This window comes from Streptomyces sp. NPDC043812 (assembly GCF_056436245.1).
Window position 1 is genome coordinate 17,631 of sequence record NZ_JBWKCY010000022.1, and the last position, 24,941, is coordinate 42,571.

Genomic DNA, 24,941 nt, shown 5'->3' on the forward strand with positions numbered 1-24,941 from the left:
CCGAGCAGGGCCGGGCGAGGGAGCGTGGCGCATGTGCCTCATGTCCACGGAATACCGGTGGCACGGCACCCCGGATACGCAGGCATGACAAGGCGCACCGCGACGGGTCCAGGAGGCACGGGCTCCTGTCCGTCAAGGCGGTACCGGGCGGTAACCCGCCATGCCGCGTTGAATCCTGCGGCGGTCGGCCGTCAGAGTCAACGCTCAGCCGCCAGCCATGCCACAGAGGTATGGCCTGCGCCTGCGGAGCAACCTCAACTCCCCCGTGCTGACGGGAGTTTGTTCCCATTCGCGCTCTTACACCTGCAACACCCCAGGGCTACCGTCCGCACATGACCCCCACACTTCAGCAGCTGCGTTACCTCGTCGCCGTTGCGGACTGCCGATCCATCACGGCCGCGGCGTACTCGGTCTACGTCGCCCAGCCCGCGCTCTCCCGGTCCATCCAGTCGCTCGAACGCGACTTAGGGGTGGAGCTCCTCGAACGCAGGACCTCGGGCGCGACACTCACGCCGGAAGGCGCTCGTGTCGTACGGCTGGCCCGCACCGTCCTTGACGCCGTGGAGGCGATCGAGGACATCCGTCCGGCGCATGCGGGCTGCTCGCGCGCCTCGCTGACGGTCGCCGCGACACCGACGCTCTCGCTGGATCTCGCCGCCGACCTGGTGCCCTCCTTCGCCGAGCGCCATCCCGCCATCGACGTACGGCTGCTCCAGCACCACAGCCGCGAGGCGCTCGCACGGGCCCTGACCGACGGCGCGGCGGAGCTGGCGCTGGTCGATCTGCCGGTCGACGAAGAACTGTCCACGCACCATCTGCAGGACCGGGAGATCGTGCTGATCTCGCCGCCCGGCTCGGGGCTGCCCGATCCGGTTCCGTTCCGCATGCTCGACGGTCTGCGGATGGTGCTGCCGACGCCCGGTACCGGCCCTCGCGCGGAGCTCGATGCGATGTTCGGCCGGCTCGGTGTACGGCCCGTCGCGGTGGTCGAGTCGGACGAGCGGCCGGCGTGGGTGACCAGCGTCGCGGACGGTCGTGGCTCGCTGATCTGGTACCGGGACATGGTCTTACGGGCTTTCGGCAGTCGCGTGGAAGTCCGATCGTTCACACCGCCGTTGCTGCGTGCCGTCGACATCGTGCACCCGCGCCGCCCGCTCAGCCGCGCCGCTCGCGCGTTCCTCTCGCACGCCCGGCACAACGCGGCGGTGCGGGAGCCTGCGAGATAGGGCGACGGGTCCTCGTGCCTGCCGGGCATCGGCCCATGCCCAGCCGGCGGTACACGCTTGGCGCCTGGAGTGCTCGACGTCGCTGATGGTTCGGCGCCCCGACGGCCGGCTTCCGACCAGGCTCTTGGCGTTGTGACGCCGTGTCGCGATCTGTTTCTTACCGCGGCTGCCGACGGCCATGAGGACGGATGTCATGGCGACGGTTGCGCTGGTGGGAACGCTGGACGCCAAAGGCGTGGAGTACGGCCGGCTGCGGGACCATCCGCGACGGCACGGCATCGAGACCATCCTCATCGAAACCGGTGCTCTCGGCGAGCTACGATTCGTCTGGACATGAGGAGGCGACAGTGCTCGGAAGGGGCACGCGGTTGCTCGCGGGTGCCATGGTCGTGGCCTGCATGATGCTCGTCGGCCCCAGTGCACCGAGCGGTGCCCTCTTCGCCAGGTCACTGCCCGTCGAAGCCCTCAGGGACGTCGTACCGAACCGGGTCATGACGTGGAACATCTGCAACCCCTGCGATGAAAGCAACGTCGACCGGGCAGCGGAGATCGCCACATATGCGCCCCAGGTCATCGGCCTGCAAGAAGCGTGCGTCCGTGACGTCGAGAGGATCCGGGACCATCTGGAGAGCCTTTACGGGCTGGTCTACCACGTCGAGTACGGGACGGTTCTTCGGAACCGGGGCCGCTGCGGGGGATGGCCGTGGAGTCCGGGAGCCTTCGGCCAGGCGGTCCTCTCGGCGGCCCCGATGACAGACCGCGTCAACGTGGAATACCCCGACGGCGGATCCGAGGACCGCGGGTACGTGGCAGTCACCACCATGGTGGGCGGCAAGCCCCTCCGGGTCTTCAACACACACCTCGCCCAACGACGTCAGGAAGCAGTCCGCGCCGACCAGATCGGCGTACTCGCCGCAGAGGTCGCCCGGCACGAGCGCGCGATCGTTCTCGGCGACTTCAACGCGGTGCCGGACGCTCCCGAACTCGCCCGGATGTGGGCACTGGCCGCGGATGCAGACCCACAGTGTCGCCCCTCGCCCGTCGGCACCTGCAAGCCGACCACCGACTGGCAGAGCAAGTTCGACTACGTCTTCCTGCGAGGCATCGTCCCGCTCGAGCACCGTGTGCATCCCAGCCCGTACTCGGACCACCACCTGCTGCACGCCGACCTGGACCCCACGTAAGTGGGGTCTGTCAGACACATCAGTGCGCAGAGGGACCCGGCTGTGTAGGTGCCCAGGGGTCTCGTGCTGCGTCCCGGCTGCGCCCTTGGCGGGGTGGGCTCTTCATCCAGCCCGGGAGCCAGGATCGACTGTCAGTGGTGGGTGAGACGGTAGGTGCATCGAGTCGGAAAAAGGGGGAGCCGCCATGTCCGGAAGCCAGAACTACATCAATCACGTTGCTCTTGTGCTGGATGCCAGTTCGTCCATGTCGCACCTGAGCGGCAAGGTCGTCGAGGTCGCCGACCAGCAGATTGCCTATCTTGCCCGCCGGTCGAGGGAACTGGACCAGGAGACCCGCGTCACGGTGTACGTCTTCGCAGACAAGGTGGAGTGCGTCATCTACGACAAGGACGTGCTGCGGATGCCGTCGCTGAAGCAGCTGTATCGGGTCGGTGGCATGACGGCGCTGCTGGCGGCCGCACTGAAGTCACAGCGGGAGCTGGCGCAGACCGCTCAACTGTACGGCGACCACAGCTTCCTGACGTTCGTACTCACCGACGGGCAGGAGAACGCGAGTCATCGCTGCCCGGATGCCCCGACCAGGGATGCACGTGAACTGGTCGAGGCCGTGGCCGGGATGATCGAGACGCAGGAGGACAACTGGACGCTGGCCGTCCTTGTGCCGGACCAGATGGGCAAGCGCGAGGCCATGCAGTGCGGGTTCCCGAAGGAGAACATCGCCGTCTGGGACGCCACGAGCACCCAGGGCCTGGAGGAGGCCGGGCAGGTCATCCAGCAGGCCACCGAGAAATTCATGGTGGGCCGCGCTCAGGGCATCCGGGGATCGCGGGCGGTGTTCTCCATAGGTGCGGAGGCGGTCAACAAGGACACCCTCAAGGCGGCAGGCCTCACTCCGGTGAATCCGTCGGGGTACCAGCTGATCCCCGTGGCTCGTGCCGCGGCGATCCGGGACTGGGTCATCGAATGCGGGCACACCTACCGTACCGGTGGTGCGTTCTACCAGCTGAGCAAGTCGGAGAAGATCCAGGCGCAGAAGCAGATCGCGGTGCTGGAATTGAAGACGGACCGGGTGTACACGGGGCCCGAGGCCCGAGCCCTGCTCGGCCTGCCGGACGTGGAGGTCCGCGTCAAGCCGGACCACAACGACGACTTCACGATCTTCGTGCAGAGCACCAGCGTGAACCGGAAACTCGTACCGAACACGCGGCTACTGCTGATGGGCTGACGCCGCCTTTGACCCAGCCCGTCGGGTCCCACAGCCCTCGTCGTCCCGGGGCACCCACCCGCAGCAGAATCGGCGAGAGACGGATCGCGGGCGCTGCCGTGCAGGACGCCAGCTGAGCGGAAACGCAAGCACGGCGCGGGGCACCTGGCCCCGCGCCTGTGTCAGGGCTCGTGCAATCCCGTCGGCCCTCCGCCTGTGTCACCAGCCGATCAGAACCCATTCGGCGTCCGCATATCCGAAGCGTAACGAGCTGCGCGGCGGAGTCCTGGCCGTCCGATCCGAGTCAGCCGGTCGGTGGCCGACCATGGCCCCGCGCCAACGCCGTTGACACCCTGCGCAACGGCGGTGATGCGCAGGACCATGGCCCCCCGGAACGCATGCTCCGGGGGGCCATGGTGTCGCCTGGGCGCAGGCTCAGGCGGGCGTGATGTTCTCCGCCTGCGGGCCCTTCTGGCCCTGCGTGATGTCGAAGGTCACGGCCTGGCCTTCCTGGAGCTCACGGAAGCCGGTGGAGTTGATGTTGGAGTAGTGCGCGAAGACGTCGGGACCGCCACCATCCTGTGCGATGAAACCGAAGCCCTTTTCGGAGTTGAACCACTTCACGGTTCCGCTGGCCACGCTTGTGCCTCTCAGCCGAGTTCGGGCCCGCACCGCGCGGACCCGGAGGTGATCGCCCTGGTCCTCAGGTCCTGCACAGCAAGAAACCCACGCCTTCGCGTGGGCAGGTACTGCGAACCACGACATCGCTGCTGACGCTACACGGCGAATCGGCCGATCACCAGAAGGTAACTACCAAGGTTGTGGCGGCCGGTTCCCGCGCAGCTGCTCGACGCCACGTCCAGAGTCCTGTCCCCGGACGGCTTTTAGGAGGAACTGGCGGGGAGTAAGGAAGCTCTCCCGTTCGACACACCCCTCAAGACCGGACCGACGACAGCCGCTCAGCTGCGTTCCTGCACGAGCTTCACGCGGTGACCCTCAGGATCGCGCAGCCAGGTATATCGAAGACGTCCGTCAGGCGAGTCCGTCGGACTTGTCAGTGGCTCGCCTCCTGCATCGAGCGCCGTCTGATGCAGGCCATCAACGTCGTTGCACCACAACACGACCTCAGTGTTCTCCCCGGGCGTCGTGGCGATGCCGAAAAGCTCGCTACCCACGCGGGCCGAGCTGAACCCGATCCGGACGCCTGCAGCCTCCACCTCGATCTGATGCGGCTCGCCGTCGGATGGGAAGCGAAATTTCTCCGGCATCCCGAGGCTGCGGAAGAACGTTGCGCAGCGTTCCACGTCGTCGCACCACAGGTTTACCTGAACAGAGCTGAACACCGCCATGCTCGTACGCTACCCGCCCAGACGTCCCGTTCGACCGACACGGCCAGCCGCTCGGTACGACAACAGGCACCAAGTAGCCGTGTCGTACCGGGAGGTTCGCTTGTCGGTCGAATGAGGGTTCCCGGCCGGGTGGTCCGGCCCGATTCCCGCCATGGCGCTCCCCGCCCTCCGGGCCCTCCGGCGCTTCCTCGGAGGAGCGGAGGAGCGGGAGAGGGAGGGGAACCTACTCTGCCGGGTCCTCTTCCGCGTTCCTGAGGGCCTTCCTCGCCGCCGCCCTCACATCGTCCCGGCTCCGCCCGGTCGTCTCGGCGTACTTCGTCACCGCAGCCTCGAACTTGTCGGCCGCGTCGCGCCAGCGCTTCCGTTGCGCTTGGCCCTCCTCGTCGTCCAGGCCGGCGAGTTTCGCCCGCTCTTCCCGTGCGGAACGTTCCAGCTCGATCAGTTCATCCGGGATCTCTGCCACGACGAGGACCCTAAGCCGCCTCGGCGGCACCGCCACGTAGCAGGCGTGACCTCGCTGATCACGCCCCCTGTATGGCCTACGGGCCGCAGCGGGCAGTACGACCCGGCCCACTGAGCGACGTCCCCGGCGTCGGCGGCCCCCGGCCTCGGGAACCCAGCCTGCGCGAACGGGTTGTTGCATCCTCGGGACCGGGCCGGTCCCGAGGATGCAACAGCACAGCTGTCCCCGCCGCGGACGTCAGTCCCCGCGGGCGCCGGCCTCGGCGACCGTGACCGGCAGATCCTCGCGGACCTGCCGGAACAGCAGCGCGGCGCGGTCGGCGTCCCAGCGGATGACGTTGCCCTTGGAGGTGGGGATCCCCACCCCGTCCACCGGCACGGTGACCCGCTTGACGCTGTCGCCGGGGCCCTGCAGCGAGCGGAACATCTGCGCCAGCCGGCGCAGGTCCATGTCCCGGTCCACGACCAGCGTGTCGAGACCCGCGTCCAGCGCCGGATACAGCTGCGAAGGGTCCAGGAGAGTGCCCGACGTGGAAACCTTGTCCGCCAGGGCGGCAAGGAACCGCTGCTGGTTGCGGGAGCGCCCCAGGTCGCCCTCGGTCTCCTGGTGGCGCTGGCGGACGAAGGCCAGTGCCTGACGGCCGCGCAGCGTCTGGCAACCCCGACGCAGGTCCGCCCCGGACTTCTCGTCCTTGATGTCCCGGTCCAGACAGAAGCGGACGCCGCCGAGGGCGTCGACGACCTTCACGAAGCCGGCGAAACCGATCTCCGCGTAGTGGTCGATCCGCAGGCCGGTGTTGTGCTCCACAGTGTGCGCCAGCAGCTCCGGACCGCCGTAGGCGAAGGCGGCGTTCAGCTTGTCCTTGGCAGGCGCGACGCGCTTGCCGGTCGCAGGATTGTGGAAGCCCGGGATCGTCACCCAGGAGTCGCGCGGCAGGCTGACCATCACCGTGCCGTCGGCCCCGGTGTGCAGCACGATGATCGAGTCCGTCCGGCGGCCGCCCCCGCCGCCCGCACGCAGATCGCGCACATCGGCGTCCGAGAGACCGTCACGGCTGTCGGACCCGACGATCAGGTAGTTGGTGCCTTCCCCTGCCGCCGGACCGCCGCCGTACGCCCCGAGGTCCACCTCCTGGTTCAGCTCCGTCTGCGCCCAGGCGAACGTACCGCCCGCGATCGCCACCAGTGCCATCACCATCGCGAGCACGGCCCGTGTCACCCGGCGTCCACGACGCGGCCGGGCACGGCCGCGGCCACGCCGCCGGGGCGTGGTACCGCGCCATCCGTACGCCGCCGCACGTCGCACGGCGCCCGACGCGGAAGCCACCTGGCCGAGCGGCCGCGGCACGGCCGGCCGCGGCGGCCCGCCGGCGCCCTCGAGCGGTTCGGTCACCGCAGCTCTCCCTTCCGACCGTGCAGGGCGAGGCCGGGTTCGTCCCCGGCCGGCTCGTCGAGCCGGTAGGGGTCGGCGGTGCCGGTGCGGTGCATACGGTGCCACTTGAGCCGGGTACCGAGCAGCGCCGTCATTACCGAGTGCAGAACGACCAGGTACAGCAACTGCCGGTAGACGAACAGCTGGAGCGGCAGCGACCACAGCGCACGCAGCCGCTCGCCGTCCAGCCGCAGCGCGTAGCCGGCGGTCACCAACTGCACGAGGAGGAAGGCGAGCCACACGGCGACGGCCTCGGCCGGGTCGCGGAAGCACACGCCGTACACCGCGAAGACATCCACCACCGGTGCGAACAGCGGCAGCACGACCTGGAACAACGCCAGGTAGCTCAGCCCGCGCCGCCCGAACCGGCCGGCGGTGCCGACCTCGCCCACGGACCGCCGGTGCTTCCACATCGACTGGAGCGTCCCGTAGCACCAGCGGTATCTCTGCCGCCACAACTGCCCCAGTGTGCTGGGCACTTCCGTCCACGCCACGGCGGACTCCTCATAGACGACCCGCCAGCCAGCCCGCCACAGGGCCATCGTCAGGTCGGTGTCCTCGGCGAGGGTCTCGTCGCTGACGCCGCCGATGCCCATCAGGGCGTCCCGGCGGAAGGCGCCGATGGCGCCCGGCACGGTGGGCATGCACTCCAGCACCTCGAACATGCGCCGGTCCAGATTGAAGCCGAGCACGTACTCCAGGTGCTGCCACTTGCCCAGCAGATGCCCGCGGTTGCCGACCTTCGTGTTTCCGCTGACCGCACCGATCGCGGGGTGGGCCAGCGGCTGGACGAGGTGATGGATGGCGTCCGGCTCCAGCACAGTGTCCGCGTCCACCATCACCACGATGTCGTCCCGAGCGTGCAGCAGACCGGTGTTCAGGGCCCCCGGCTTGCCGGTGTTGGGCTGGCGCACCACTGTCACCCGCGGGTCGGCGAGACGGTCGACGGCAGCCGCCGTACCGTCCGTCGAACCGTCGTCGATGACGATGACATGCAGGTCCCGGTAGGTGGAGGCGAGCAGCGACCGCACGGTGGGGGCGATGCCCGCCTCCTCGTTGTGCGCGGGCACCAGCACCGTGACCGGACCCGTCACCTCACGCAGCCGCGGGCTGCCGGGCCGGAGCCTGCCGCGCCTGCGGACATGGACCCGCGCGAACCAGCCGAGCACCGCCAGCCGCAACAGACCGAGCGCGCCCGCCACGAGCAGCGCCCAGGACATCGCCCGGGACAAGACCCGCCCCAGCTCCTGAGCATGCAGCAGGCCTGCGCCCTTCAGCCGCTCCACGAGCGGCGCCCGGCTGGTGAACCCGCTCTGCCCCAGGCCGGCCGAGAGAGTCGTGAACCGCTCCACCCCGGGATCGCGCAGCAACGACCGAGCCTCCCGGAAGCCGAGATCGGTGTGGCTGTACTGCCGCACGACGCCCTCGGCGGGCTGCCGGCTCTTACGGTCCGCGGCGACGACGAGGTAGCCCTGACGGGCAGCACGCTGTGCGGCCGGCCACTCGGCGCCGCACAGGGTGTCCGCCGTTGTGGTGTGCGGCAGCCGCAACAGCCGGGTGTGTTCACCGGTCACACCCGCCAACGCCATCTGCGTGAAGCCCAGTTCCATACGGGCACGGGCCTGGGAGGCCGCCCCCAGATCGCCACCGGTGTAGGTGTAGGAGCCGATCTCGTGCCCCTCGTCCCGCATACGCCGGACCAGCTCGGGATGGCGGGTGGCCTGCTTGCCGTAGACGAAGAACGTGGCGTGTGCGCCGTGTGCCCGCAGCAGGTCGAGCAGACGGGGCGTCCAGACAGGATCCGGTCCGCCGTTGAAGGTGAGAGCCGCCGTGCGGGCAGGCATGGCGGCCGTCTCGACACCGGCACCGGCACCGGTGAACCTCAGAACGGGCTCCCCGGTGTCCGCGCTGGGCGGAATGGGCTCGGAGCAGGGACGCTTGCTCCGCGCGGAATCGACCTCGTGTGTGGTCCATCCCTCAAAGAGGAGGCTCACCACAACGACGGCGAGGATGAGCATCAACAGCACCCAGTGCCCGCGTGGGGGACGGCGCAGTGCGTGCCGGGAGCTCATCCGCCGTTGACCTCTGCGGGGCGGGCCGAGGCACTGTCACCCGGAGGCGAAGACGCCGCCCCGGCGCCCGGTCGCCCCTCTTCGCCGTTTCCGCCGTCGCCGACGCCCTGCTCGGCCTCGTGGTGCGCCGGCGCGGCGGGAAGGGACCCGCCGGTGGTGGGAGGCTGCTGCCCGGCGGGCTGCCAGAGCCCGGCGACGACGATTGCGGCAAACAACAGGTAGGCCCCGCACGCACCGCCGAGGGCGATCGCGGTGAGGCGGAGTATCCTCCTGCGCTTGCCTGAACGTTCAATGAATATAGGGCGGTTAACCTGCCCCTGCTGCGTCCTACCGTGGGGGGTGAGATACATGGGCGGTGAGTCTAACCAGCGCATTGCTCATTTGCACGAGCACTTCAACCCGTGTGAGAACCGCGTGAAAATCCTCACGCCGCATGAACGGACGCAGTGGCACCGTCCGTAAGGGCGGCGATACCGGACGGCCGGAACGCCGCCGCATCCCCTCGGATGCGGCGGCAAACCGACTGATGCGTCTTCCCCACTCCTACGCGCCGAAACCCCCATCTCACCGCGCCCCACCGCACCCGCCACGCCGCGCCCATGACAACAGCGGCGGCGCACCCGGCCACGCCGACCGCACACCCTGATACCGGGATACCCGGATACCGGCGCAGGCACACAGTGCGTTGACTCTTCGCGACGGTGCGCGACCGTCACGCTGCCGGCCAGGACGGGTGGCGGGCGCTGCGATTGCGGGGTTCATGTCGATATTCGTCATGGCACTCGGCCTCGTCGCGAGAGCACCGCCCTCGCATCGGCGAAGCCCGCCTGGCTGGGATGGCCCGGCCCCGTGGAGTCGATGAACGGGCACGAGGCCGCGGCCACCACCATGCGGCTAACGAATGTCGGGCAGGTCCCGCAGCTGCCTGCGTGAGGTGAGCCCGAGCTTGCGGAAGATGTTGCGCAGGTGCGTGTCGACCGTCCGCGGGCTGAGGAACAGCTTCGCGGCCACCTCCTTGGAGGTGGCGCCGTCGGCGACCAGGCGTGCAATGTGCACCTCCTGCATCGTCAGCTGGTCCGATGCCTTCGACGTGCGGCTGCGGGCCTGCTCGCCCGTTGCGCGCAACTCGCCGGCGGCGCGCTCGGCGAACGCCTCCAAACCGAGGTCGGACAGCGACTCGTGCGCAGGCCGCAGCGCGGACCGGGCGTCACGCCGTCGGCCCTGACGGCGCAGCCATTCCCCATACAGCAGATGTGCCCGGGCGCGGTAGACGACCAGTGCGCTGTCGCCGAGCAGGCCGATCGCCTCCTGGTAGGCGGACTCGTCCTCGGTCACCAGGGCTCGCGCACAGGCCTCGACGCCCAAACCCCACGCGTGCCGGCCCGCCTGCGTGCGCTCGTGGAGGGACGCGAGCGCCGCGGCGGCGACCTCGGTCTCGCCGCACCGCATGGCCGCCTCGACCAGCTCGGGCAGGGCAAGGCCCGCCGTGCCGACGGCGCCGTACGCGACCGCCTGCTGCGCCGCCTTCAGCGCGGCCGGGTAGTCGGCCAGGCCGTTGCTGAGCACGGCCGTCGCCCACTGCACGCTGAGGCTCATCCGGTGATCCACCGACGCGAACAGTTCGACGGCATCCTTGCGCCGCCCGCGCATCGCGGCCAGGTGGAGGCGCGGGTAGACCAGCGGTGCCGCGCCCGTGGCGTCGGCGATCGCCTCCTCCTCGGAGATCAGCTCCATCGCCGCACCGAAGTCGCCCGTGTGCACGGCCGCGGTGGCCTGCATGGCCAGTCCGATGGGCAGCGCGTGGAAGGAGCCCGACTCGCGGCCGGCCACGACGGCACGGGTGGCGATGCCGTACAGGACATCGAAGTTCCACAGCTCGGTGGCCACCATGAAGCCCAGTGACGGCCGTCTGGCCCACACCTCGTCGTCGGCGTCGCCGACGACCGGCCCGAGGATCTCCCCCGCCGCCGGATGCCCGTCGCTCACCAGGCTGATCAGGCCGGCCAGGACCGCCGCCGCGCCGGATGCAGGCTCGCCCGACGGCTGGGCCTTCCTGACGGCCTCCACCACGTGGTCGAGGCCGCCGAGCAGAAGGCCCATCTCGATGGCGTCCAGACAGCACTCCCGTGACCAGGCGGGGTCGGTGGCCGCCAGCCGGGCGGCGGCACGCAGGAGATACGCGTGGGGCCTTCGTCGCCCCGGCGGCGGACGAACGACAGCCTGCCGCGGAGCAGTTCGGCCCTGGCGGCCGGGCTCGGATCGTCGGTCCGGACGGTGGTGAGCAGGTCGGCCGCCGTGTCGAAGTCGCCCACCGTGAGCTTGGCCTGGACCGCGGCGATGACCCGCTCGGTGCGTGGGACCGGGCTGATCGTGAGCGCGGCCGAGCGTTCGAGGAAGGCCGCCGCCGCCGCGACACCGCCACGTTCCTGGGCGCGGGTGGCGGAGGCTTCGAGCTCGGCTGCGACCTGCTCGTCCAGGCCGACGCTGGCCTGGGCGCGATGCCACGCCCGCCGGTCGGGGTCGGCGACCGGGTCGGTCACGGCGCCCAGCGCCTCGTGCGCCCTGCGCCGCTCCTCCGGCGCCGCGGCGCGGTAGGCGGCCGAGCGGGCGAGGGGGTGGCTGAAGCGGATCCGGGTGGCGAACTCGACCAGTGGGACGGACTCCGCGGCGGCAGCCGCGTCGATGCCCAGGAGTTCGGCCGCACTCCACAGCAGGCCGGTCAGCCCTCGTGTCATCGTCAACACATCGAGCGGCAAGGCGGACTGGGCGGCCACGGCCGAGGGTCCTGTCCGTCTGGCGATGGCGGCGGCGAAGTTCGGCAGCCGTCTGATCCGCGTCTCCAGTGACGACGTGTTCTCCGGCACCCGCGTCCCCTACGACGAGTCCTGCCTGCCCGATCCCGCCACCCCGTACGGGACAGCCGCGCGACGCAGCGCAAACTGCGCACCACGCTGCGCGGCGGCCACCGGTTCCTCCGCCGGATGGACCCGGTCCGGGGGAAGGTGATGCCGGTGAGTGATGCGCCCGGTTGGGTGGTTGCTGAGGCCTCGAGACGCGCAGTTGTTCCTGCGCCTCTGTCGGCAGTCGGCCGAGCGCCCTGACGACCTCAGCAGCACGCCGGGGTCGAGGCCAGCGAAGGCGTCCTGTCGGCGAGTTGGGTCCAGCCCGGCACCGGCCCACTCGAACGCCCCAGCGGTACTGTGACGACGATCACTCCGCTTGTTCGCGTGCGATGTCGACCGAACGCCCGGCGGCGGGCGTATGCCCCGTGAAGCAAGAGATCCGGGAGAACGTGTTGACCGTCGAGGAGTTCGAAGATTTCTACGCCCAGAAGGTCGCCTGCCTGACGGGGCAGTTGTACGTGATGCTCGGCGACCTGCACGAGGCGCAGGACGTCGTGCAGGAGGCGTTCGTCAAGGGGTGGACCCGCCGACGGCAACTCGACCGTGACGGCCACCCCGAGGCATGGATCCGTACGGTGGCCTGGCGGCTGGCGGTGAGCCGATGGCGGGGCCGGCGCCGTACGGCCGACGCCTGGAAGCGCGGGGACGCTCCGCCGCCCCATGTCGAAGCGCCGGGGCCGGATCAGGTGGTGCTGGTCGACGCGCTGCGTGAGCTGCCGGCCCAGCAGCGCCGCACGCTGACCCTGCACTACCTGTGCGACCTGACCGTCGAGCAGATCGCCGCCGAGACAGGACTGTCCGGCAGCACCGTCAAGACGCACCTGTTCCGCGGGCGGGCCGCACTCGCCGACCGCCTGCGGGACCCCCGCATCGAGGAGGGCCCCGATGTCTGACCCCCAGGATCCGCTGCGGTCCCTGTTCCGACAGGCCGGGGACTTCGGGCAAAGCCGTGCCCACCCGGCCCCCGCCGCGCACATCACCGAGCGCGGGAAGCAGACGTACCGGCGACGCCTCGCCGCGCTCGCCGCGGGAGCCTGCCTGCTCGCCGGCGGAGGCAGCGCAGCCGCGTTCGCTCTGATGCAGAGCGACCCCGTGCCCGCTCCTCCGGCGATCAGCCCTTCGCCCGCTCACAGCTCTCCCACACCGTCGAGCGAGGCACCGTCGGGCGGACCGACCAGCCTCGCACCGTCGGGCTCCACCGCGCCGGGTTCCCCGCCTCCGACGTCCACCGCGCCGGGCACGACGCCGCCGGACGGCCCGTCGGGCACGCGCACCGATCCGGCCACCACTCAGCCGCCGTCGTCCGGAGCGTCGTCCACGGCGAACTGACCCTGCCGTCACCCGATCCCCGACGGCCCGCCGCCGGGTGATCACGCACGCCCGCCCGCGCCCAGCCGCACCCATCGATGCCCGAAAGATGCCGCTATGACCCTGACGCCGCCGCAGTTGCGCCGCCCCCGTCCCGTGCGCCCACAGGCACCGCGCGTGCAGCCCCCGCCGCAGCCCCGGGTCCCGCTCCGGGTGCGGGCGGCCAACCGGCTGACTCCTGCCGACCGCGAGGTGCTGTGGCTGTACCTGCTGACCCGGCTCTCCCTGTGGGTCACCGCCTGCTGCACCCGGTGGCTGTTCCCCGCGCGGTCCGACACCCGCGACGCCGACGCGGTTCTCGCGCCCTTCGAGCAATGGGACTGGCACCACTACCTGCACATAGCCCGCGACGGCTACTTTCCCGACCCGACGGGCTCCGGGCAGGAGGACGGGGACAACCGGGAAGCGTTCTTCCCCGGATTCCCGCTGGTGCTGCGTGCCGTGCACACGGTCGTGCCGCACTGGACCGCTGCGGGTCTGCTGATCTCCTTCGTCGCCGGCGGAGTTGCCGTCCTGGCCCTGGCCCGCCTCGCGCGGTGGTACCTGCCCGACGCACGCGCCGGGCGGCGCACCGTCCTGTTCTTCCTGCTCTCCCCGTGCGCGGTCTTCCTCGCCGCCGGCTACACCGAGGCGCTCTTCCTCGCGCTGGCCCTCCCCGCCTGGCTGGCCGCCCTGCGGCACCACTGGCCCCTCGCGGCCGCTCTGACCGCCCTCGCCACGACCGTGCGCGTCAGCGGCCTCTTTCTCGCCGCCGCTGTCGCCGTGCACTTCCTCGTCGCCGTCCGGGCCCGCGCCGACCTGCGCGCACTGCCCTGGCTGGCGCTGCCCGCCGTCCCGGCAGCCCTGTACGCCTGGTATCTGCACGCGCACACCGGCGACTGGTTGGCCTGGAGCCACGCCCAGGAACGCGGCTGGTACCGCACGTTCCACACCCCCTGGGAGACCTGGTCCGTCACCTGGAACGCGGCCTTCGACAAGGTGCACACCACCGGCTACGCCTTCATGTTCCAGGCCGAACTCCTCGCGATGGCCGCCGGACTGATCCTCTGCGGCGTCCAACTGCGGCGTCGGCGCTGGCCGGAGGCAGTGTACGTCGGGCTCACCCTGGCGGCCCTCGGCACCTCGTACTGGTACATGTCCCTCCCGCGGTCCACCCTCCTGTGGTGGCCGCTGTGGATCGGCCTGGCTGCCTGGAGCCTGCGCCGACCGCGGGTCGCGACCGCGTACCTCTGCCTGGTGGGCCCCCTCGGCACGGTCTTCGCCGTCACCTTCCTGTCAGGACGATGGGCCGGCTAGGTCTGCCGCGTCGCCGGGCCGGCCGCTCGGCCGCCGGGCAACCTGCGCGTCCCGCCGTCGCCGCCTCGCCAGCGGTGCAGGCGGTGCAGGCGGTGCAGGCGGTGCAGGCGGTGCAAATGTCCGGGCGGCACACCCACGACGCAGGAGACGGAACCTCTCCAGGAAGTGCGCCGCCCGCGGAAACCCAGAACCTCCGGGACTACTCCTTCCCGAAGGAGACCCAGGGGAACTGGTACTACGCGGTCGGTTCCACGCGGACCAACGTCACCGGCGTGGTGACTGTTGTTCCCGACACGAACGGACAGCCCCAGGTCAGCCTGGACTACCAGGTCAACGCATGGGACCGCTACAACTGGGACGAGAAGAGCCGGAGACCCTCGTCGAAGGAATACACAAGGCAGCGAGTGCCCCGACGAGCTGACCACCCCTGAGGGCAGGCACCTGCATACGTGTATCGACCTCTTCGCGCTCGAACTCGGCGCAGGTGTCACCCGTATCTACATCAAGGCGACGGTTTACGTCTTCCTCGGCACCGCGACAGCAGCAGCTGTCGTCATCTGGCTCCGAACGTGATCGCCCGAACAAGTCCTAGCCGATGAGGGTCTCCTTCGGGCGCACTACGCAGAACTCGTTCCCCTCCGGATCGGCCAGCACGGTCCACGACTCGCTGCCGCTCTGCCCAACATCCGCCCTACGGGCGCCGAGTGCGAGGATGCGCTCGATCTCGGCCTCCCGGTCCTCCGCGGCGGACGTCAGGTCGAGATGCAGGCGGTTCTTGACGACCTTACGGTCCGTCACCGGCATGAAGCAGATGCCCACCGGCGCGGTCTCGTCCGGCCCGATCACGACCTCCCGCTCCCGCTCGGACAGGATCCGCCAGCCCAGCACCTCAGCCCAGAACCGGGCCAGGGCGGGCAGGTCGTGGGCGTCAATGACGATGTGATGCAGCGAGACAGGCATGTCGGCCAGTGTGCCCGGTGATCGCCCGGACAGAACCTAGCCCTTCCCTCGGTCGTGCTGTGCCAGAACCTCCCGCTCGTGTTCGGGAGTGAAGCCCTTCGTCAGAGGTGGCTCGCCGCGCTCGCGGTCCCAGCAGAGGACGTCTGCTGCCGTCACCTCGAGCGGCGTCGCCGGCAGGCCCGCGGCCCGGGCGCGCGCCGCGCTGCGCTGCTGTGAAGGCCAGTGCGGACGCAACAGTGGGAACAGGGGCGGCAACTCGTCGGCGGGGACATACACGCGTACGAGATCGACCTCGGCGCCCGCCACGCGTGCACACGTCTCGATGAGTCCGCCAAGCGTGGTCGGTTCGGCGGGGCCCACCGCGTGGTAGGCGCCAGGCCGTTCATCGTCCGCCAGCCGGACGACAAGCCGGGCCAGGTCGCGCGAGTCGATGATCTGCACCGGCTGCGCGGGGTCTGCGGGCAGCGCGATCCGGCCGCCGCGCGCGGCCCGGCGCACCCAGTACGTGAAGGTGTCCTGCGGGTCGTGTGGCCCGGCTACCTTGCCCGGGCGCACGATCGTGGCCCGCTGCCCGTAGCGGGCCAGCACGTCGTCCTCACAGGCCACCTTGAGTCGCCCGTAGGTCTCGCCGTCCAACTCCTCGGTTCGCCGTACGGGTGGCACGCGCGGCGCGTCCTCGGTGGAGCCGGGACCGAGTCCCGCCTGCTCGTACACGGCGTGGCTGGAGATGAACAGATACCGGCCGACACGGTCCCCCAGCGCGTCCATCACCTGCCCGACGTGCCGCGGAACGTAGCCACTGACGTCCACGACGGCGTCCCACCTGCCCTCGCTCAGCGCGTCGTAGTCGCCGGTGTCCCGGTCACCGATCAACCTGGGCACTTCGGGGAACAGGTCGGTGCCGGTCTTGCCCCGGCCGAACACCGTCACGTTGTGCCCTGCGCTCAGGGCATCCTCTACGATCGCGCGGCCCACGAACGACGTCCCGCCCAGAACGAGTAGGTGCATGGCCGTGGACACTACCTCCGGGAAGATCCACCGGACAGGCCTCAGGGGCGGACTGCACCAAGGCGTCCGGAGCCCAAGTCGGACTGTCTGGTGCGCACTACGTCATGGAGCGGGGTGAGGCTGTTCGTCTGTCGCTCCCGGCAGGGACAGCCGGGGCGTGTGCACCTGGTCGGTAATCCGGTTCGTCCACTGTGGACGCCCCGCGCCGGCGCGGCAGACTGAGCTGGGCGGACAGCAGTCCGGCCGCGCCGATCAGGGCCCACAGCGCCCATGGGCCGAACGCGTACACGGCGCCGCCGATGAGCGGCCCGGCGCCCGTACCGGTCGTGTACGCGACGCCGTGCAACCCCTGATAGCGCCCGACCATGTGCGGCGGAGCCAGACTTCCCAGGTAGGCCTGGGAGATGGTGCTCGTTGTCATCTCGCCGAACGTCCATATCAGCACCGTCGCCGACAGCAGGACCATGCTGCTCATGAACCCGGTCAGCGCGAGACCGACACCGGTGATCAGGTTGCCGATGGCCAGTACGTACTCCGGCCGGTACCGGGAGACCGCGCCGGTGATGGGCAGTTCCAGCACCAACACCAACAGACCGTTGAGCCCGATGAGGAGACCGAAGTCGCTCGGGCTCAGACCCACGTCGCTGACGTGCAGGGGCAGGCCGACGGTGGACTGGATGTAGCCGAATTCGGCGACCAAGGTCATCAGCAGGAATCGCACCACGGTGCGGTCGGCCAGCATCTGCCGGTATCCCACCGCCCGCTCCGCCCGCGTGTCCGCGTCGTCCTGGTCGGACCGCGACCGGGGCGCATCTCGCAGCAGCATCGCCACGACCACGCCGAACAGCAGGCACGCGGCGGCATTGCCCAGGAAGAGCCCCACATAGGAGGTGCTGGCCAGCACACCGCCGAGGACACCGCCCAGGGCGGCGCCCACGTTCATCGCGAACCGGAACACCCCGAAGGCGGCGAGCCGTTGCTGGTTGGTCGTCACGGCGTCGACCAGCACGGCGGCGGCAGCCGGACGGTAGATCTGCGACATCACGCCGATGAGACCGACCACCGCGACGATGAGCGGGAACGGACCGAGGAACGGCACGACCGCCGTCAGCCCGGCGGTGGTCACCGCGGACAGCACGATGGTCCATCGCCGGCCGATCCTGTCGGCGAGGTGGCCGCCGACGGCGTTGCCGAGCACCTTGCCCACCCCGGACACGCCCAGCACCAACCCCGCGGCACCGGCGGAGTAGCCGCGTTCGGTCAGGTAGAGAACGATGAACACGGGCAGGAAGTTGCCGACCTGGTTGACCAGGATGCCGAGACTGATGATCCACACCCGGCCGGGCAGGCTGCGCAGCGCGTCGCGGAATCGCGGCTCGTCGACGCTCGCCCGGTCCGGTGGCGCGGTGCTCACGCGACGGGCTCGGTGCGCACGTGGATCGCCGCCGCCAACCGCCTGCCGTGTGCGATCGCTTCGGTGGCGGTGGCGCCGCGGGCGATGATGTGACCGACCTTGTCCTCGTTCCAGGTCAGCGCTGGTACGTCGTCGCCCGGCTCCACCTCCAACTGGACGTCGACGAACGCCGGGTCCGCGCGCACGGCGTCGACGCCGGTCACCTCCACGACTCGTCCGGGCTCCGGGGTGAGGAACCGGACGGCCGCTCCGCCCCGAGGCTCGGGCGACGTGGTCAGCGGCTCCACCAGGCCGAAACCGGCGCCCAGCACGTAGCGCTCCATGTCGATGCCGTAGGCGATCTCGGCCAGTTCGTTGATCCGGTCACCGCCGATGCGGTTGTGCGACTCGACGATGCGCGGGCCGCGCGAGGTCAGCTTGACCTCGGTGTGCCCTGGACCGTTGCGCAGCCCCACCGCGTCGAGGAAGTCCGTCACCAATTGCGTGACCTGGCGCAGCGTCTCGGCCGAGCAGCCGCTGGGCTGCGAATGTCCGATCTCGACGAAACTGGGGCCGCCGCACTCCTTGTCGGTCACCGCGACGACCACATGCCGGCCGTCGAAGGTCAGGGTCTCCACGCTGATCTCCGAGCCGTCCAGGAACTCCTCCATGAGGAACTCGTCGAAGGAATCGGCACAGGACAGGTCCCTGGCGGCCCAATGCCCGTCGTCGAGGGCTCGGAACCGTTCGGCGACGACGTCCACGTCGGCTCGGTCGCGGATGCAGAACAGCCCCAGGCTGCCCGATTCGCGGATCGGCTTGACGATGATCGGGAGCCCGTGAGCCGATACGAACTCCCGTACGTCCTGCGCGGAACGGCCGACCGCGGAGGCCACCGGGCTGATGCCCTTCGCGGCCAGTTGCCGGCGCATCCGCCACTTGTCCAGCAGCAGTTCCACGGTGGCGACGGACTCGCCGCCGAGGCCGAGCGCCTCGTTGATCCGCGCCGTCGGCAGCAGCCCGAGCTCGAACAGCGACACGGCCGCCTGGATCGGGTACGCCTCGTGCAACGCCTGGGCCAGTGGCAGGAGCCGGTCGATGTCGCCGTAGTCGAGCAGCAGCGCCTGATCGACGTAGGGCCAGTGGCCGCGGTCGTACTCGTCCGGGAACTGGGCGTGAACCACGTCCAGGCCGAGCTCCCGGGCCTTGCGCACGTGCTTGAGCGTGCCGCCGACGACCAGGACGCGAGGCCGTCCGGTGGCGACCGCCGAGGACCGTTGGCCGGTGGGTACGACCTCGTCGGACAACGTGGCTCCCTCTGTCACGATCACTGCCCTCTTCCGTGCGGTTGGATGGCGCATCACGCTACGACGGGTTCCGGACAATCCACTTCCGGTATAGGAAGTGACCACCTAATCTGCTCGTGTGCCGACCGATCTCAGCCCCACCGCACGGGCTCTGCGCACCATGGAAATCCTTCAGACCCGCCCCGGCGCGACGGCGGACGAGCTCGCCGCGTCGCTGGGTGTCACGGAACGGGCTGCGCGCCGGTACATCGGGATCCTCCGGGAGGCGGGCATCCCGGTCGAGTCGACCCGAGGCCCGTACGGCGGGTACCGGCTGGGACGCGGGACGAGGCTGCCGCCGGTGGTCTTCACTGAACCGGAGGCACTGGGGCTGGTCATGGCGGCGCTGGACGACACCGACGAGCTCGTGGCAAGTGCGCTGAGCAAGGTCATCCGCGCGCTGCCGGAGAACGTCGGCCGGCAGGCGGCGACGCTGCGCGACCATGCGTCGGCTGCGCCCGACCCGTACTCGGCTCGGCCTGATCCGGCCACCACGAGCGCTCTGGTCGCGGCGTCCGCGGTCCGACGGAGCGTGCGGGTGGCCTATCGGAGCGAGTCGGGGAACGAGTCGGAGCAAGAGGTCGACCCCTGGGCGGTGGTCGTCCGCCGAAGGCGCTGGTATCTCCTGTGCCGCTCGCATCGCGCGAACGCGATCCGCACGTACCGGGTCGACCGGATCACCGCGGTCCAGCAGACGACCCGCGCCTTCGACCCGCCCGACGACCTCGACCCAGTGGCTGTGCTGGAGGAGAACCTGGGCACGGGCCGGGAGTACCCCACCCGCGTGGTGTTCGACGCCCCCCTGTCCGAAGTGGCGCGGTGGGTCAGGCCCCCCATGGGGCGGCTGGAGGCGTCGGGCGACGGGTGTGTGCTGGTCGGCAGTACGAGCGACCCGCCCTGGTACGTGCAGGAGTGGCTGGCAAGGATTCCGTTCGGGTTCCGCGTCGAGGGCGGGCCGGAGCTCCGGGCGGCGGTGGCGGCGGTGGCGGCGCGCTTCACGGCGGCGGTGGAGCCCTGGCCGTTTCGTCTGGATCACCAGGTGGACCAGAGGATTCCCGATGAAGTCGTCAAGCCCTGAACTCCGCGGAGCCATCCAACAACTCCGGCGATTCGTACAGGGCGGGAGAGGGTTTGGTGCGGTGCTCGATGTCGCGTCAGCCACGAGGCTAGGGTTGCCGCATGGCTCAGGGTTCCGTGGGTTCGGGTGGGTTCGTTGCGCGACCGGACCAGGTGTCGCTGGGAGTCCTGGTCGCGGCGGTGCCGCGGTTCAAGGTGGATGAGGCCGCGGCGGTATGCGGGGTGGCCGAGCAACGCCGGGGCGGGAAGCTCCCTCCGTACGTGACTGCTTATTTGACGATGGCGCTCTGCCTCTTCTCCGACGACGCGGCTGAGGAGGTCGCACAGAAGGTCGCCGGGGCGCTGTCGCAGTTCGGTGTGTGGGACGCGGCCTGGGAGCCGCCGACCTCGTCGGGGATCATTCAGGCACGTGAGCGGTTGGGGCGCGACGTGCTGCGGGAGACGTTCTACCGGGTGGCCGAACCCGTTGCCACCAGCGAGACCCGGGGCGCGCAGCTGCGCGGATGGCGGCTGATGGCCATCGATGGGTTCGAACTCGACCTGCCCGACTCGGCCGAGAACGCCGCCGAGTTCGGCTACGCCGGCAACGACCAGTCCCGCTCCGCCCTCCCCAAGGCCCGGGTGGTGGCGGTGGTCGAGTGCGGATCGCACGCCTTCATCGATGCCGAGGTCGGGCCGTGGAACCGGAGCGAGAAGACGATGGCGGCCACGCTGCTGCCCTCGATCTCGAACGACTGGCTGCTGCTGGCCGATCGCTTCTACAGCTTTGCCGCGTTCAGCGCTGCCGCTCAGACCGGGGCGGCGCTGTGCTGGCGGGCACCGACGCAACTGTCCCTGCCCGTCCTGAAGGTCCTGCCCGACGGTACGTACCTGTCAGCCTTGGTCGATCCCCGCCTGCGTGGCCACAAGCGGGAGGAACTGCTGCAGCAAGCGAGGAGCGGCGCGAAGCCGGACCCAGCCGCAGCTCACGTCGTGCGGGTCATCGAATACGACGTCCCCGACCGCGACAGCGGGGAACCGGTCCGCCTGATCACCACCGTCACCGAGCCGGAGTCCGCGACCGCCGCCGAACTGGCCTCCGCCTACCAACAACGATGGGAGGAAGAGGGCGCAAGCGGCCAGTTCAAGGCAGTCCTGCGCGGTCCGGGAAAGGTCCTGCGGTCCAAGAGCCCGGACCTGGTCCACCAGGAGATCTGGGCCTACTTGCTGGTCCACTACGCGATCAACTCCCTGATCTGCCAGGCCGCGACCGGCGCCGACATCGACCCGGACCGGACCGGATCAGCTTCCTCAAAACACTGAGAGCAGGGCGCCGCGGGCAGATGCAGACGCGCTGTTGGATACGGCGGGACGGCAGATGCCGGCGCGGCTGTACGCGGCGTCGGAGGAGATGCCGGCGCGGTCGTTGCCGTCGCTCGGGTACTGCGACGGTACGTTCACCGCCACCCGACAGCGGGACGGTGCAGGCGATCGATCGCGGCGATGAACCGGGAGTGGCTGCCGGCCAGCCGCAAGGTCCGGCGCCGACGGCCCGGCGCACGAGCGCCCGCGGCACCCGGCGGGTGCATATGTTCCGGTCATGTTGAGAACGTGAGGATGGGCACAACTAGCGCCCCCTCACCGCAAATTCTTCACACTCTAGCCACATTGACGGCGGAATATTCGCTTCACGGATGAGGTGAAGACGGCACCAAAGCAAGATCAACTTTGTTCAAGTCTGTACCTCACGTGGTGAGTTGTCCATTTGGCGACCAACCCCGTTCCACCGGTTTCGGCTCACCGGCCGGTCCCAGGTAGGCATGGCGACTGCGGTGCCGATCGCACTGCAGTCCCGAAACACCTTGCACCTGGGGAGACCCTCCATGTCCCGATTCACCCGCCGACAGGCCATCAGCGCCGTCGGCGCCGCCGCCGGCCTCGCGGTCATCGGCGCCGCGCCCGCAGTCGGCAGCGCACGTGACCGAGCTCCGCGCACACCGGCCACGCCGCACACCCACGACGCATCCGGTGCCTTCGACGAGGTCTACCTGGGCCGGCGTATCGAGGGCACGCCCAGCCACGGCGGCGGCCACCACGACCACCACGGCGGCGGCTGGACCGTGCACATCGACGGCGAGGAACTGCACCTCATGCGCAACGCCGACGGCACCTGGATCAGCGTCATCACCCACTACGAGCCGCTCTCCACCCCGCGCGCCGCGGCCCGCGCCGCTGTCCGGGAACTCCAGGGCGCAGCCCTCGTCCCCCTCGACCTCTCCTGAGCCCGGAGCACCAGCAACCATGACCGTACGCAAGAACCAGGCAGAGCTGACCAGCACCGAGAAGCGCGCCTTCGTCGACGCACTCCTCGCACTCAAGCGCAGCGGCCGGTACGACTCGTTCGTCACCACCCACAACGCCTTCATCATGGGCGACACCGACAGCGGCGACCGGGTAGGCCACCGATCCCCGTCCTTCCTGCCCTGGCACAGACGTTTCCTCATCGAATTCGAGCAGGCCCTCCAGTCCGTCGACCCGTCCGTCGCCCTCCCGTACTGGGACTGGACCGCCGACCGCACCCCCGCCGCCTCGCTCTGGGCGGCGGACTTCCTCGGCGGCACCGGCCGCAGCAGGGACGGACAGGTGATGGACGGGCCGTTCGCCGCCGCCACGGGCGGCTGGGGCATCTCCATACGGGTCGACGGACGCGGCTACCTGCGCCGGGCGCTCGGCGCAGGCGGCCGCCAACTCCCCACCCGCGCCGAGGTCGACACCGTCCTCGCGATGAGCACCTATGACATGCCGCCCTGGAACAGCGCGTCCGACGGCTTCCGTAACCACCTCGAAGGCTGGCGTGGAGTGAACCTGCACAATCGCGTGCACGTCTGGGTCGGCGGCCACATGGCCACCGGAGCCTCACCGAACGACCCGGTGTTCTGGCTGCACCACGCCTTCATCGACAAGCTCTGGACCGAGTGGCAGGCCCTGCACCCCGACTCCCCGTACCTCCCCGAGGCAAGCACCGCGAACGTCGTCGACCTCCGCGACACCATGCGCCCCTGGAACGATGTGACCCCGGCCGACATGCTCGACCACACCCCGCACTACACCTACGACCGAGCCGCCTGACTCAGCCCAGGGACCGGGCCGGATACGGCGCGGTGCGGCTGCCCGCCGCCCGCGCCACCTCCTCGGGCATGCCCCCCGACGACGACCGCCCGCCCTCGGCGGCGCCGCCCGGCCCAGATCGATCACCATGCCCGCGCCCGCGACGTCCTTGTCGTGCTCGACCACCACCACCGTGTGGCCCGCATCCGCCCCTCCATGGCCCGCCACCATCCGCAGCGGACGCACACCCACGCCACCTGCCACTCCTGGCTCCTGGCTCCTGGCTCCTGGCTCCTGGCTCCTGGACCGCACGCTCGCCGAGCGCCTCCGCCCCGACGCCAACCCCTTGGCCTTCCCACGGTGGTTCACCCGCACGACAACCGCCCGGCCTCGACCAGGACGTCCTCGAGTTCGTCTTCCCCACATCCCCCGGCACATGGACACCGCCCGACTCCCCCGGCGCGACAGCCTGGAGAGGGCCCCCTCCACACCCGGAACGGGGCAGCCGTGGCGCATGGGACGTGGCTGGACGCGGCTGCCGCGGGCGGGGTGCGCGGGGTCGGCCGATGCCGGAGTGGGCTGTCGGCCCTACGTTCCTGCGTCGGCCCATGTCGAGAGGACCTTGGAGAGCGCTGTCCGCGCCCGCGCCGCCTGCGTGTCGTCGCCCCGTGCCGCCGGGGCGAGTTCGACATGGACGAAGGTCGTGCCGTGGCGCTCGGCCGCCTTCCCCTGGACGTTGGTGGTTCCTTCCAGGGGGCACCGGTTGGACCAACCCCTGCACACACGGAGGTCGCGGGCTTCCATGCGGTCGGCCAGCGTCCCGGCCTCTTCGGGGGCGGTCTGCGCGACGCCGGTGGAGAGGATGGCGTCGTACGGGCGGTCCGACGACCTGGCGAAGCCGTGCAGCTGCATGCTCGGAACATCGCGTTCCTGGAGTTCCGAGACGATGGCGTGAAAGGCGCTGTCGGTGCGGTGGGCGACGTCCGCGGCGTCCCCCTTGCCGGCGGTTCGGTGAGCGCCGGCGAGGACGAGTGCGCCACCCGGAGTGTTCTCCAGGAGCTGCGCTCCGAGGAGCTCGGTGTCGCGGTCGGCGACCGGGTGCGGTACCTGGACGTTCCAGCGGACGGCGGCATCGGCGGTGACGTACAGACGCCCCCACCGGGCCTGCTTCGTTCCCGGTTCCCGGGCGGCGACTTCGTCGTAGCGCCTGCCCGAGGCGGCGTCGGTGAGCCGGGTCACCCGGAAGCCGGCGTCTGCGAGGTCTCGCCTGGCCTGTTCGAGGTCGCCGTCCAGGAGGTGGCCGACGCCTCGGCCGAGGCGCTTGCGTTCGGCGTCACCGGGGGGTCTGTACGGCGCGCGGGCTTCGGCCTGCTGGGCGTACTCGATGATCCGGTGGTCGAGGTCCGCGAGCTCCTGGGCTTGCGGACGCTCCGCCTCCGTGTCGTGCGCCGTCGCCTGACAGCCGAGCAGCGCCAGCACGATGCCCAGGGCTGCGCATATGCGAAGAGAATGTGATGGCCTTGTGATGCTGCGTGAGCAGTCGATCTTGAGACTCATGTGAAGATCGTCCGGTG

At 70.2% G+C, this 24,941-nt stretch carries 26 protein-coding genes and 2 pseudogenes; 14 read left to right on the forward strand and 14 right to left on the reverse strand.

The features are described from left to right. The first annotated feature begins 332 nt into the window (after nucleotides 1-332). From AC067Z_RS28315 to AC067Z_RS28330, 4 genes are all read left to right on the forward strand, one after another. Nucleotides 333-1,226 (forward strand): LysR family transcriptional regulator, encoded by an 894-nt coding sequence (locus AC067Z_RS28315; protein ID WP_478792460.1) that lies wholly within the window; start codon nucleotides 333-335, stop codon nucleotides 1,224-1,226. 193 nt (nucleotides 1,227-1,419) lie between these two features. Further along, the gene (locus tag AC067Z_RS28320) at nucleotides 1,420-1,563 is read left to right on the forward strand and encodes a hypothetical protein (RefSeq protein ID WP_478792461.1); all 144 of its coding nucleotides are present in this window, start codon (nucleotides 1,420-1,422) and stop codon (nucleotides 1,561-1,563) included. A 46-nt stretch (nucleotides 1,564-1,609) separates the two neighbouring features. Then, complete coding sequence (locus AC067Z_RS28325; RefSeq protein ID WP_478792553.1) at nucleotides 1,610-2,410, forward strand: endonuclease/exonuclease/phosphatase family protein; 801 nt, start codon at nucleotides 1,610-1,612, stop codon at nucleotides 2,408-2,410. A gap of 184 nt (nucleotides 2,411-2,594) precedes the next feature. Further along, complete coding sequence (locus tag AC067Z_RS28330) at nucleotides 2,595-3,635, forward strand: vWA domain-containing protein (protein WP_478792462.1); 1,041 nt, start codon at nucleotides 2,595-2,597, stop codon at nucleotides 3,633-3,635. Between the two features lie 414 nt (nucleotides 3,636-4,049). Here the strand turns inward: AC067Z_RS28330 and AC067Z_RS28335 are convergent, their stop codons facing one another. The 8 genes from AC067Z_RS28335 to AC067Z_RS28370 form a co-directional block, all read right to left on the reverse strand. After that, nucleotides 4,050-4,253 carry a cold-shock protein gene (locus AC067Z_RS28335; protein WP_385427059.1) on the reverse strand — a complete coding sequence of 68 codons (204 nt, stop codon included), beginning with the start codon at nucleotides 4,251-4,253 and terminating at the stop codon, nucleotides 4,050-4,052. A gap of 320 nt (nucleotides 4,254-4,573) precedes the next feature. After that, the gene (locus AC067Z_RS28340) at nucleotides 4,574-4,963 is read right to left on the reverse strand and encodes a VOC family protein (protein ID WP_478792463.1); all 390 of its coding nucleotides are present in this window, start codon (nucleotides 4,961-4,963) and stop codon (nucleotides 4,574-4,576) included. Between the two features lie 223 nt (nucleotides 4,964-5,186). Beyond that, nucleotides 5,187-5,426: a hypothetical protein gene (locus AC067Z_RS28345; protein WP_478792464.1), complete on the reverse strand. Its 240-nt coding sequence runs from the start codon at nucleotides 5,424-5,426 to the stop codon at nucleotides 5,187-5,189. 237 nt (nucleotides 5,427-5,663) lie between these two features. Next, entirely contained in the window at nucleotides 5,664-6,818 is a 1,155-nt protein-coding gene (locus AC067Z_RS28350) for an LCP family protein (protein ID WP_478792465.1), read from the reverse strand. Next, complete coding sequence (locus tag AC067Z_RS28355; RefSeq protein WP_478792466.1) at nucleotides 6,815-8,929, reverse strand: bifunctional polysaccharide deacetylase/glycosyltransferase family 2 protein; 2,115 nt, start codon at nucleotides 8,927-8,929, stop codon at nucleotides 6,815-6,817. Before AC067Z_RS28355 ends, AC067Z_RS28350 begins: the two co-directional genes overlap by 4 nt. Continuing rightward, a complete protein-coding gene (locus AC067Z_RS28360) occupies nucleotides 8,926-9,279 on the reverse strand; it encodes a hypothetical protein (RefSeq protein ID WP_478792467.1) in 354 nt (117 codons plus the stop codon). Before AC067Z_RS28360 ends, AC067Z_RS28355 begins: the two co-directional genes overlap by 4 nt. A gap of 544 nt (nucleotides 9,280-9,823) precedes the next feature. Beyond that, the gene (locus AC067Z_RS28365) at nucleotides 9,824-11,029 is read right to left on the reverse strand and encodes a helix-turn-helix transcriptional regulator (RefSeq protein ID WP_478792468.1); all 1,206 of its coding nucleotides are present in this window, start codon (nucleotides 11,027-11,029) and stop codon (nucleotides 9,824-9,826) included. Continuing rightward, on the reverse strand, nucleotides 10,924-11,793 hold the full coding sequence (locus AC067Z_RS28370) for a hypothetical protein (protein WP_478792557.1): 870 nt from the start codon (nucleotides 11,791-11,793) through the stop codon (nucleotides 10,924-10,926). Before AC067Z_RS28370 ends, AC067Z_RS28365 begins: the two co-directional genes overlap by 106 nt. On the opposite strand from AC067Z_RS28370, the gene AC067Z_RS28375 reads away from it, so the two are divergent. The 5 genes from AC067Z_RS28375 to AC067Z_RS28395 all read left to right on the forward strand — a co-directional run bounded on the left by AC067Z_RS28375 (nucleotide 11,729) and on the right by AC067Z_RS28395 (nucleotide 14,927). Continuing rightward, on the forward strand, nucleotides 11,729-11,935 hold the full coding sequence (locus tag AC067Z_RS28375) for a hypothetical protein (protein ID WP_478792469.1): 207 nt from the start codon (nucleotides 11,729-11,731) through the stop codon (nucleotides 11,933-11,935). The genes AC067Z_RS28370 and AC067Z_RS28375 overlap by 65 nt on opposite strands. Before the next feature lie 289 nt (nucleotides 11,936-12,224). After that, on the forward strand, nucleotides 12,225-12,725 hold the full coding sequence (locus AC067Z_RS28380; RefSeq protein ID WP_478792554.1) for a SigE family RNA polymerase sigma factor: 501 nt from the start codon (nucleotides 12,225-12,227) through the stop codon (nucleotides 12,723-12,725). Beyond that, a complete protein-coding gene (locus tag AC067Z_RS28385) occupies nucleotides 12,718-13,161 on the forward strand; it encodes a hypothetical protein (protein ID WP_478792470.1) in 444 nt (147 codons plus the stop codon). Before AC067Z_RS28380 ends, AC067Z_RS28385 begins: the two co-directional genes overlap by 8 nt. Nucleotides 13,162-13,257: 96 nt before the next feature. Beyond that, on the forward strand, nucleotides 13,258-14,496 hold the full coding sequence (locus AC067Z_RS28390; protein ID WP_478792471.1) for a mannosyltransferase family protein: 1,239 nt from the start codon (nucleotides 13,258-13,260) through the stop codon (nucleotides 14,494-14,496). 116 nt (nucleotides 14,497-14,612) lie between these two features. Further along, complete coding sequence (locus tag AC067Z_RS28395; protein ID WP_478792472.1) at nucleotides 14,613-14,927, forward strand: hypothetical protein; 315 nt, start codon at nucleotides 14,613-14,615, stop codon at nucleotides 14,925-14,927. 157 nt (nucleotides 14,928-15,084) lie between these two features. Here AC067Z_RS28395 and AC067Z_RS28400 read toward each other — a convergent pair whose 3' ends face one another. The 4 genes from AC067Z_RS28400 to AC067Z_RS28415 all read right to left on the reverse strand — a co-directional run bounded on the left by AC067Z_RS28400 (nucleotide 15,085) and on the right by AC067Z_RS28415 (nucleotide 19,182). Continuing rightward, nucleotides 15,085-15,456 carry a VOC family protein gene (locus AC067Z_RS28400; RefSeq protein ID WP_352268581.1) on the reverse strand — a complete coding sequence of 124 codons (372 nt, stop codon included), beginning with the start codon at nucleotides 15,454-15,456 and terminating at the stop codon, nucleotides 15,085-15,087. A 36-nt stretch (nucleotides 15,457-15,492) separates the two neighbouring features. Continuing rightward, nucleotides 15,493-16,464: an NAD-dependent epimerase/dehydratase family protein gene (locus AC067Z_RS28405; protein ID WP_478792473.1), complete on the reverse strand. Its 972-nt coding sequence runs from the start codon at nucleotides 16,462-16,464 to the stop codon at nucleotides 15,493-15,495. A gap of 97 nt (nucleotides 16,465-16,561) precedes the next feature. Beyond that, complete coding sequence (locus tag AC067Z_RS28410) at nucleotides 16,562-17,878, reverse strand: MFS transporter (RefSeq protein WP_478792474.1); 1,317 nt, start codon at nucleotides 17,876-17,878, stop codon at nucleotides 16,562-16,564. Then, complete coding sequence (locus AC067Z_RS28415) at nucleotides 17,875-19,182, reverse strand: ATP-grasp domain-containing protein (protein ID WP_478792475.1); 1,308 nt, start codon at nucleotides 19,180-19,182, stop codon at nucleotides 17,875-17,877. The genes AC067Z_RS28410 and AC067Z_RS28415 overlap by 4 nt, the downstream gene beginning before the upstream one ends. A 100-nt stretch (nucleotides 19,183-19,282) precedes the next feature. Here AC067Z_RS28415 and AC067Z_RS28420 point away from each other — a divergent pair, with 100 nt between their 5' ends. The 4 genes from AC067Z_RS28420 to melC2 all read left to right on the forward strand — a co-directional run bounded on the left by AC067Z_RS28420 (nucleotide 19,283) and on the right by melC2 (nucleotide 23,388). Beyond that, nucleotides 19,283-20,281 carry a helix-turn-helix transcriptional regulator gene (locus AC067Z_RS28420; RefSeq protein ID WP_478792476.1) on the forward strand — a complete coding sequence of 333 codons (999 nt, stop codon included), beginning with the start codon at nucleotides 19,283-19,285 and terminating at the stop codon, nucleotides 20,279-20,281. Nucleotides 20,282-20,382: 101 nt separating this feature from the next. Beyond that, on the forward strand, nucleotides 20,383-21,582 hold the full coding sequence (locus tag AC067Z_RS28425; protein ID WP_478792477.1) for an IS4 family transposase: 1,200 nt from the start codon (nucleotides 20,383-20,385) through the stop codon (nucleotides 21,580-21,582). A gap of 560 nt (nucleotides 21,583-22,142) precedes the next feature. Then, entirely contained in the window at nucleotides 22,143-22,541 is a 399-nt protein-coding gene (melC1, locus tag AC067Z_RS28430) for an apotyrosinase chaperone MelC1 (RefSeq protein WP_478792478.1), read from the forward strand. A gap of 19 nt (nucleotides 22,542-22,560) precedes the next feature. Next, nucleotides 22,561-23,388 (forward strand): tyrosinase MelC2, encoded by an 828-nt coding sequence (melC2, locus tag AC067Z_RS28435; protein WP_478792479.1) that lies wholly within the window; start codon nucleotides 22,561-22,563, stop codon nucleotides 23,386-23,388. Between the two features lies 1 nt (nucleotide 23,389). Here the strand turns inward: melC2 and AC067Z_RS28440 are convergent. Next, nucleotides 23,390-23,586: pseudogene (locus AC067Z_RS28440) on the reverse strand (hypothetical protein); the annotation flags it as partial. Here AC067Z_RS28440 and AC067Z_RS28445 point away from each other — a divergent pair. After that, nucleotides 23,516-23,884, forward strand: a pseudogene (locus AC067Z_RS28445) (hypothetical protein); the annotation flags it as partial. The pseudogenes AC067Z_RS28440 and AC067Z_RS28445 sit on opposite strands and share 71 nt — an antisense overlap. Nucleotides 23,885-23,955: 71 nt before the next feature. Here AC067Z_RS28445 and AC067Z_RS28450 read toward each other — a convergent pair. Beyond that, complete coding sequence (locus AC067Z_RS28450) at nucleotides 23,956-24,924, reverse strand: hypothetical protein (protein WP_478792480.1); 969 nt, start codon at nucleotides 24,922-24,924, stop codon at nucleotides 23,956-23,958. Between the last annotated feature and the right edge of the window lie 17 nt (nucleotides 24,925-24,941).

Coding starts and splice junctions, on each gene's coding strand:
- AC067Z_RS28315 (WP_478792460.1), top strand. CDS start 333: ATGACCCCCACACTTCAGCAGCTGCGTTACCTCGTCGCCGTTGCGGAC.
- AC067Z_RS28320 (WP_478792461.1), top strand. CDS start 1,420: ATGGCGACGGTTGCGCTGGTGGGAACGCTGGACGCCAAAGGCGTGGAG.
- AC067Z_RS28325 (WP_478792553.1), top strand. CDS start 1,610: ATGGTCGTGGCCTGCATGATGCTCGTCGGCCCCAGTGCACCGAGCGGT.
- AC067Z_RS28330 (WP_478792462.1), top strand. CDS start 2,595: ATGTCCGGAAGCCAGAACTACATCAATCACGTTGCTCTTGTGCTGGAT.
- AC067Z_RS28340 (WP_478792463.1), bottom strand. CDS start 4,963: ATGGCGGTGTTCAGCTCTGTTCAGGTAAACCTGTGGTGCGACGACGTG.
- AC067Z_RS28355 (WP_478792466.1), bottom strand. CDS start 8,929: ATGAGCTCCCGGCACGCACTGCGCCGTCCCCCACGCGGGCACTGGGTG.
- AC067Z_RS28360 (WP_478792467.1), bottom strand. CDS start 9,279: ATGTATCTCACCCCCCACGGTAGGACGCAGCAGGGGCAGGTTAACCGC.
- AC067Z_RS28365 (WP_478792468.1), bottom strand. CDS start 11,029: ATGGGCCTTCTGCTCGGCGGCCTCGACCACGTGGTGGAGGCCGTCAGG.
- AC067Z_RS28375 (WP_478792469.1), top strand. CDS start 11,729: ATGGCGGCGGCGAAGTTCGGCAGCCGTCTGATCCGCGTCTCCAGTGAC.
- AC067Z_RS28385 (WP_478792470.1), top strand. CDS start 12,718: ATGTCTGACCCCCAGGATCCGCTGCGGTCCCTGTTCCGACAGGCCGGG.
- AC067Z_RS28390 (WP_478792471.1), top strand. CDS start 13,258: ATGACCCTGACGCCGCCGCAGTTGCGCCGCCCCCGTCCCGTGCGCCCA.
- AC067Z_RS28395 (WP_478792472.1), top strand. CDS start 14,613: ATGTCCGGGCGGCACACCCACGACGCAGGAGACGGAACCTCTCCAGGA.
- AC067Z_RS28400 (WP_352268581.1), bottom strand. CDS start 15,456: ATGCCTGTCTCGCTGCATCACATCGTCATTGACGCCCACGACCTGCCC.
- AC067Z_RS28405 (WP_478792473.1), bottom strand. CDS start 16,464: ATGCACCTACTCGTTCTGGGCGGGACGTCGTTCGTGGGCCGCGCGATC.
- AC067Z_RS28425 (WP_478792477.1), top strand. CDS start 20,383: ATGGCTCAGGGTTCCGTGGGTTCGGGTGGGTTCGTTGCGCGACCGGAC.
- melC1 (WP_478792478.1), top strand. CDS start 22,143: ATGTCCCGATTCACCCGCCGACAGGCCATCAGCGCCGTCGGCGCCGCC.
- melC2 (WP_478792479.1), top strand. CDS start 22,561: ATGACCGTACGCAAGAACCAGGCAGAGCTGACCAGCACCGAGAAGCGC.
- AC067Z_RS28450 (WP_478792480.1), bottom strand. CDS start 24,924: ATGAGTCTCAAGATCGACTGCTCACGCAGCATCACAAGGCCATCACAT.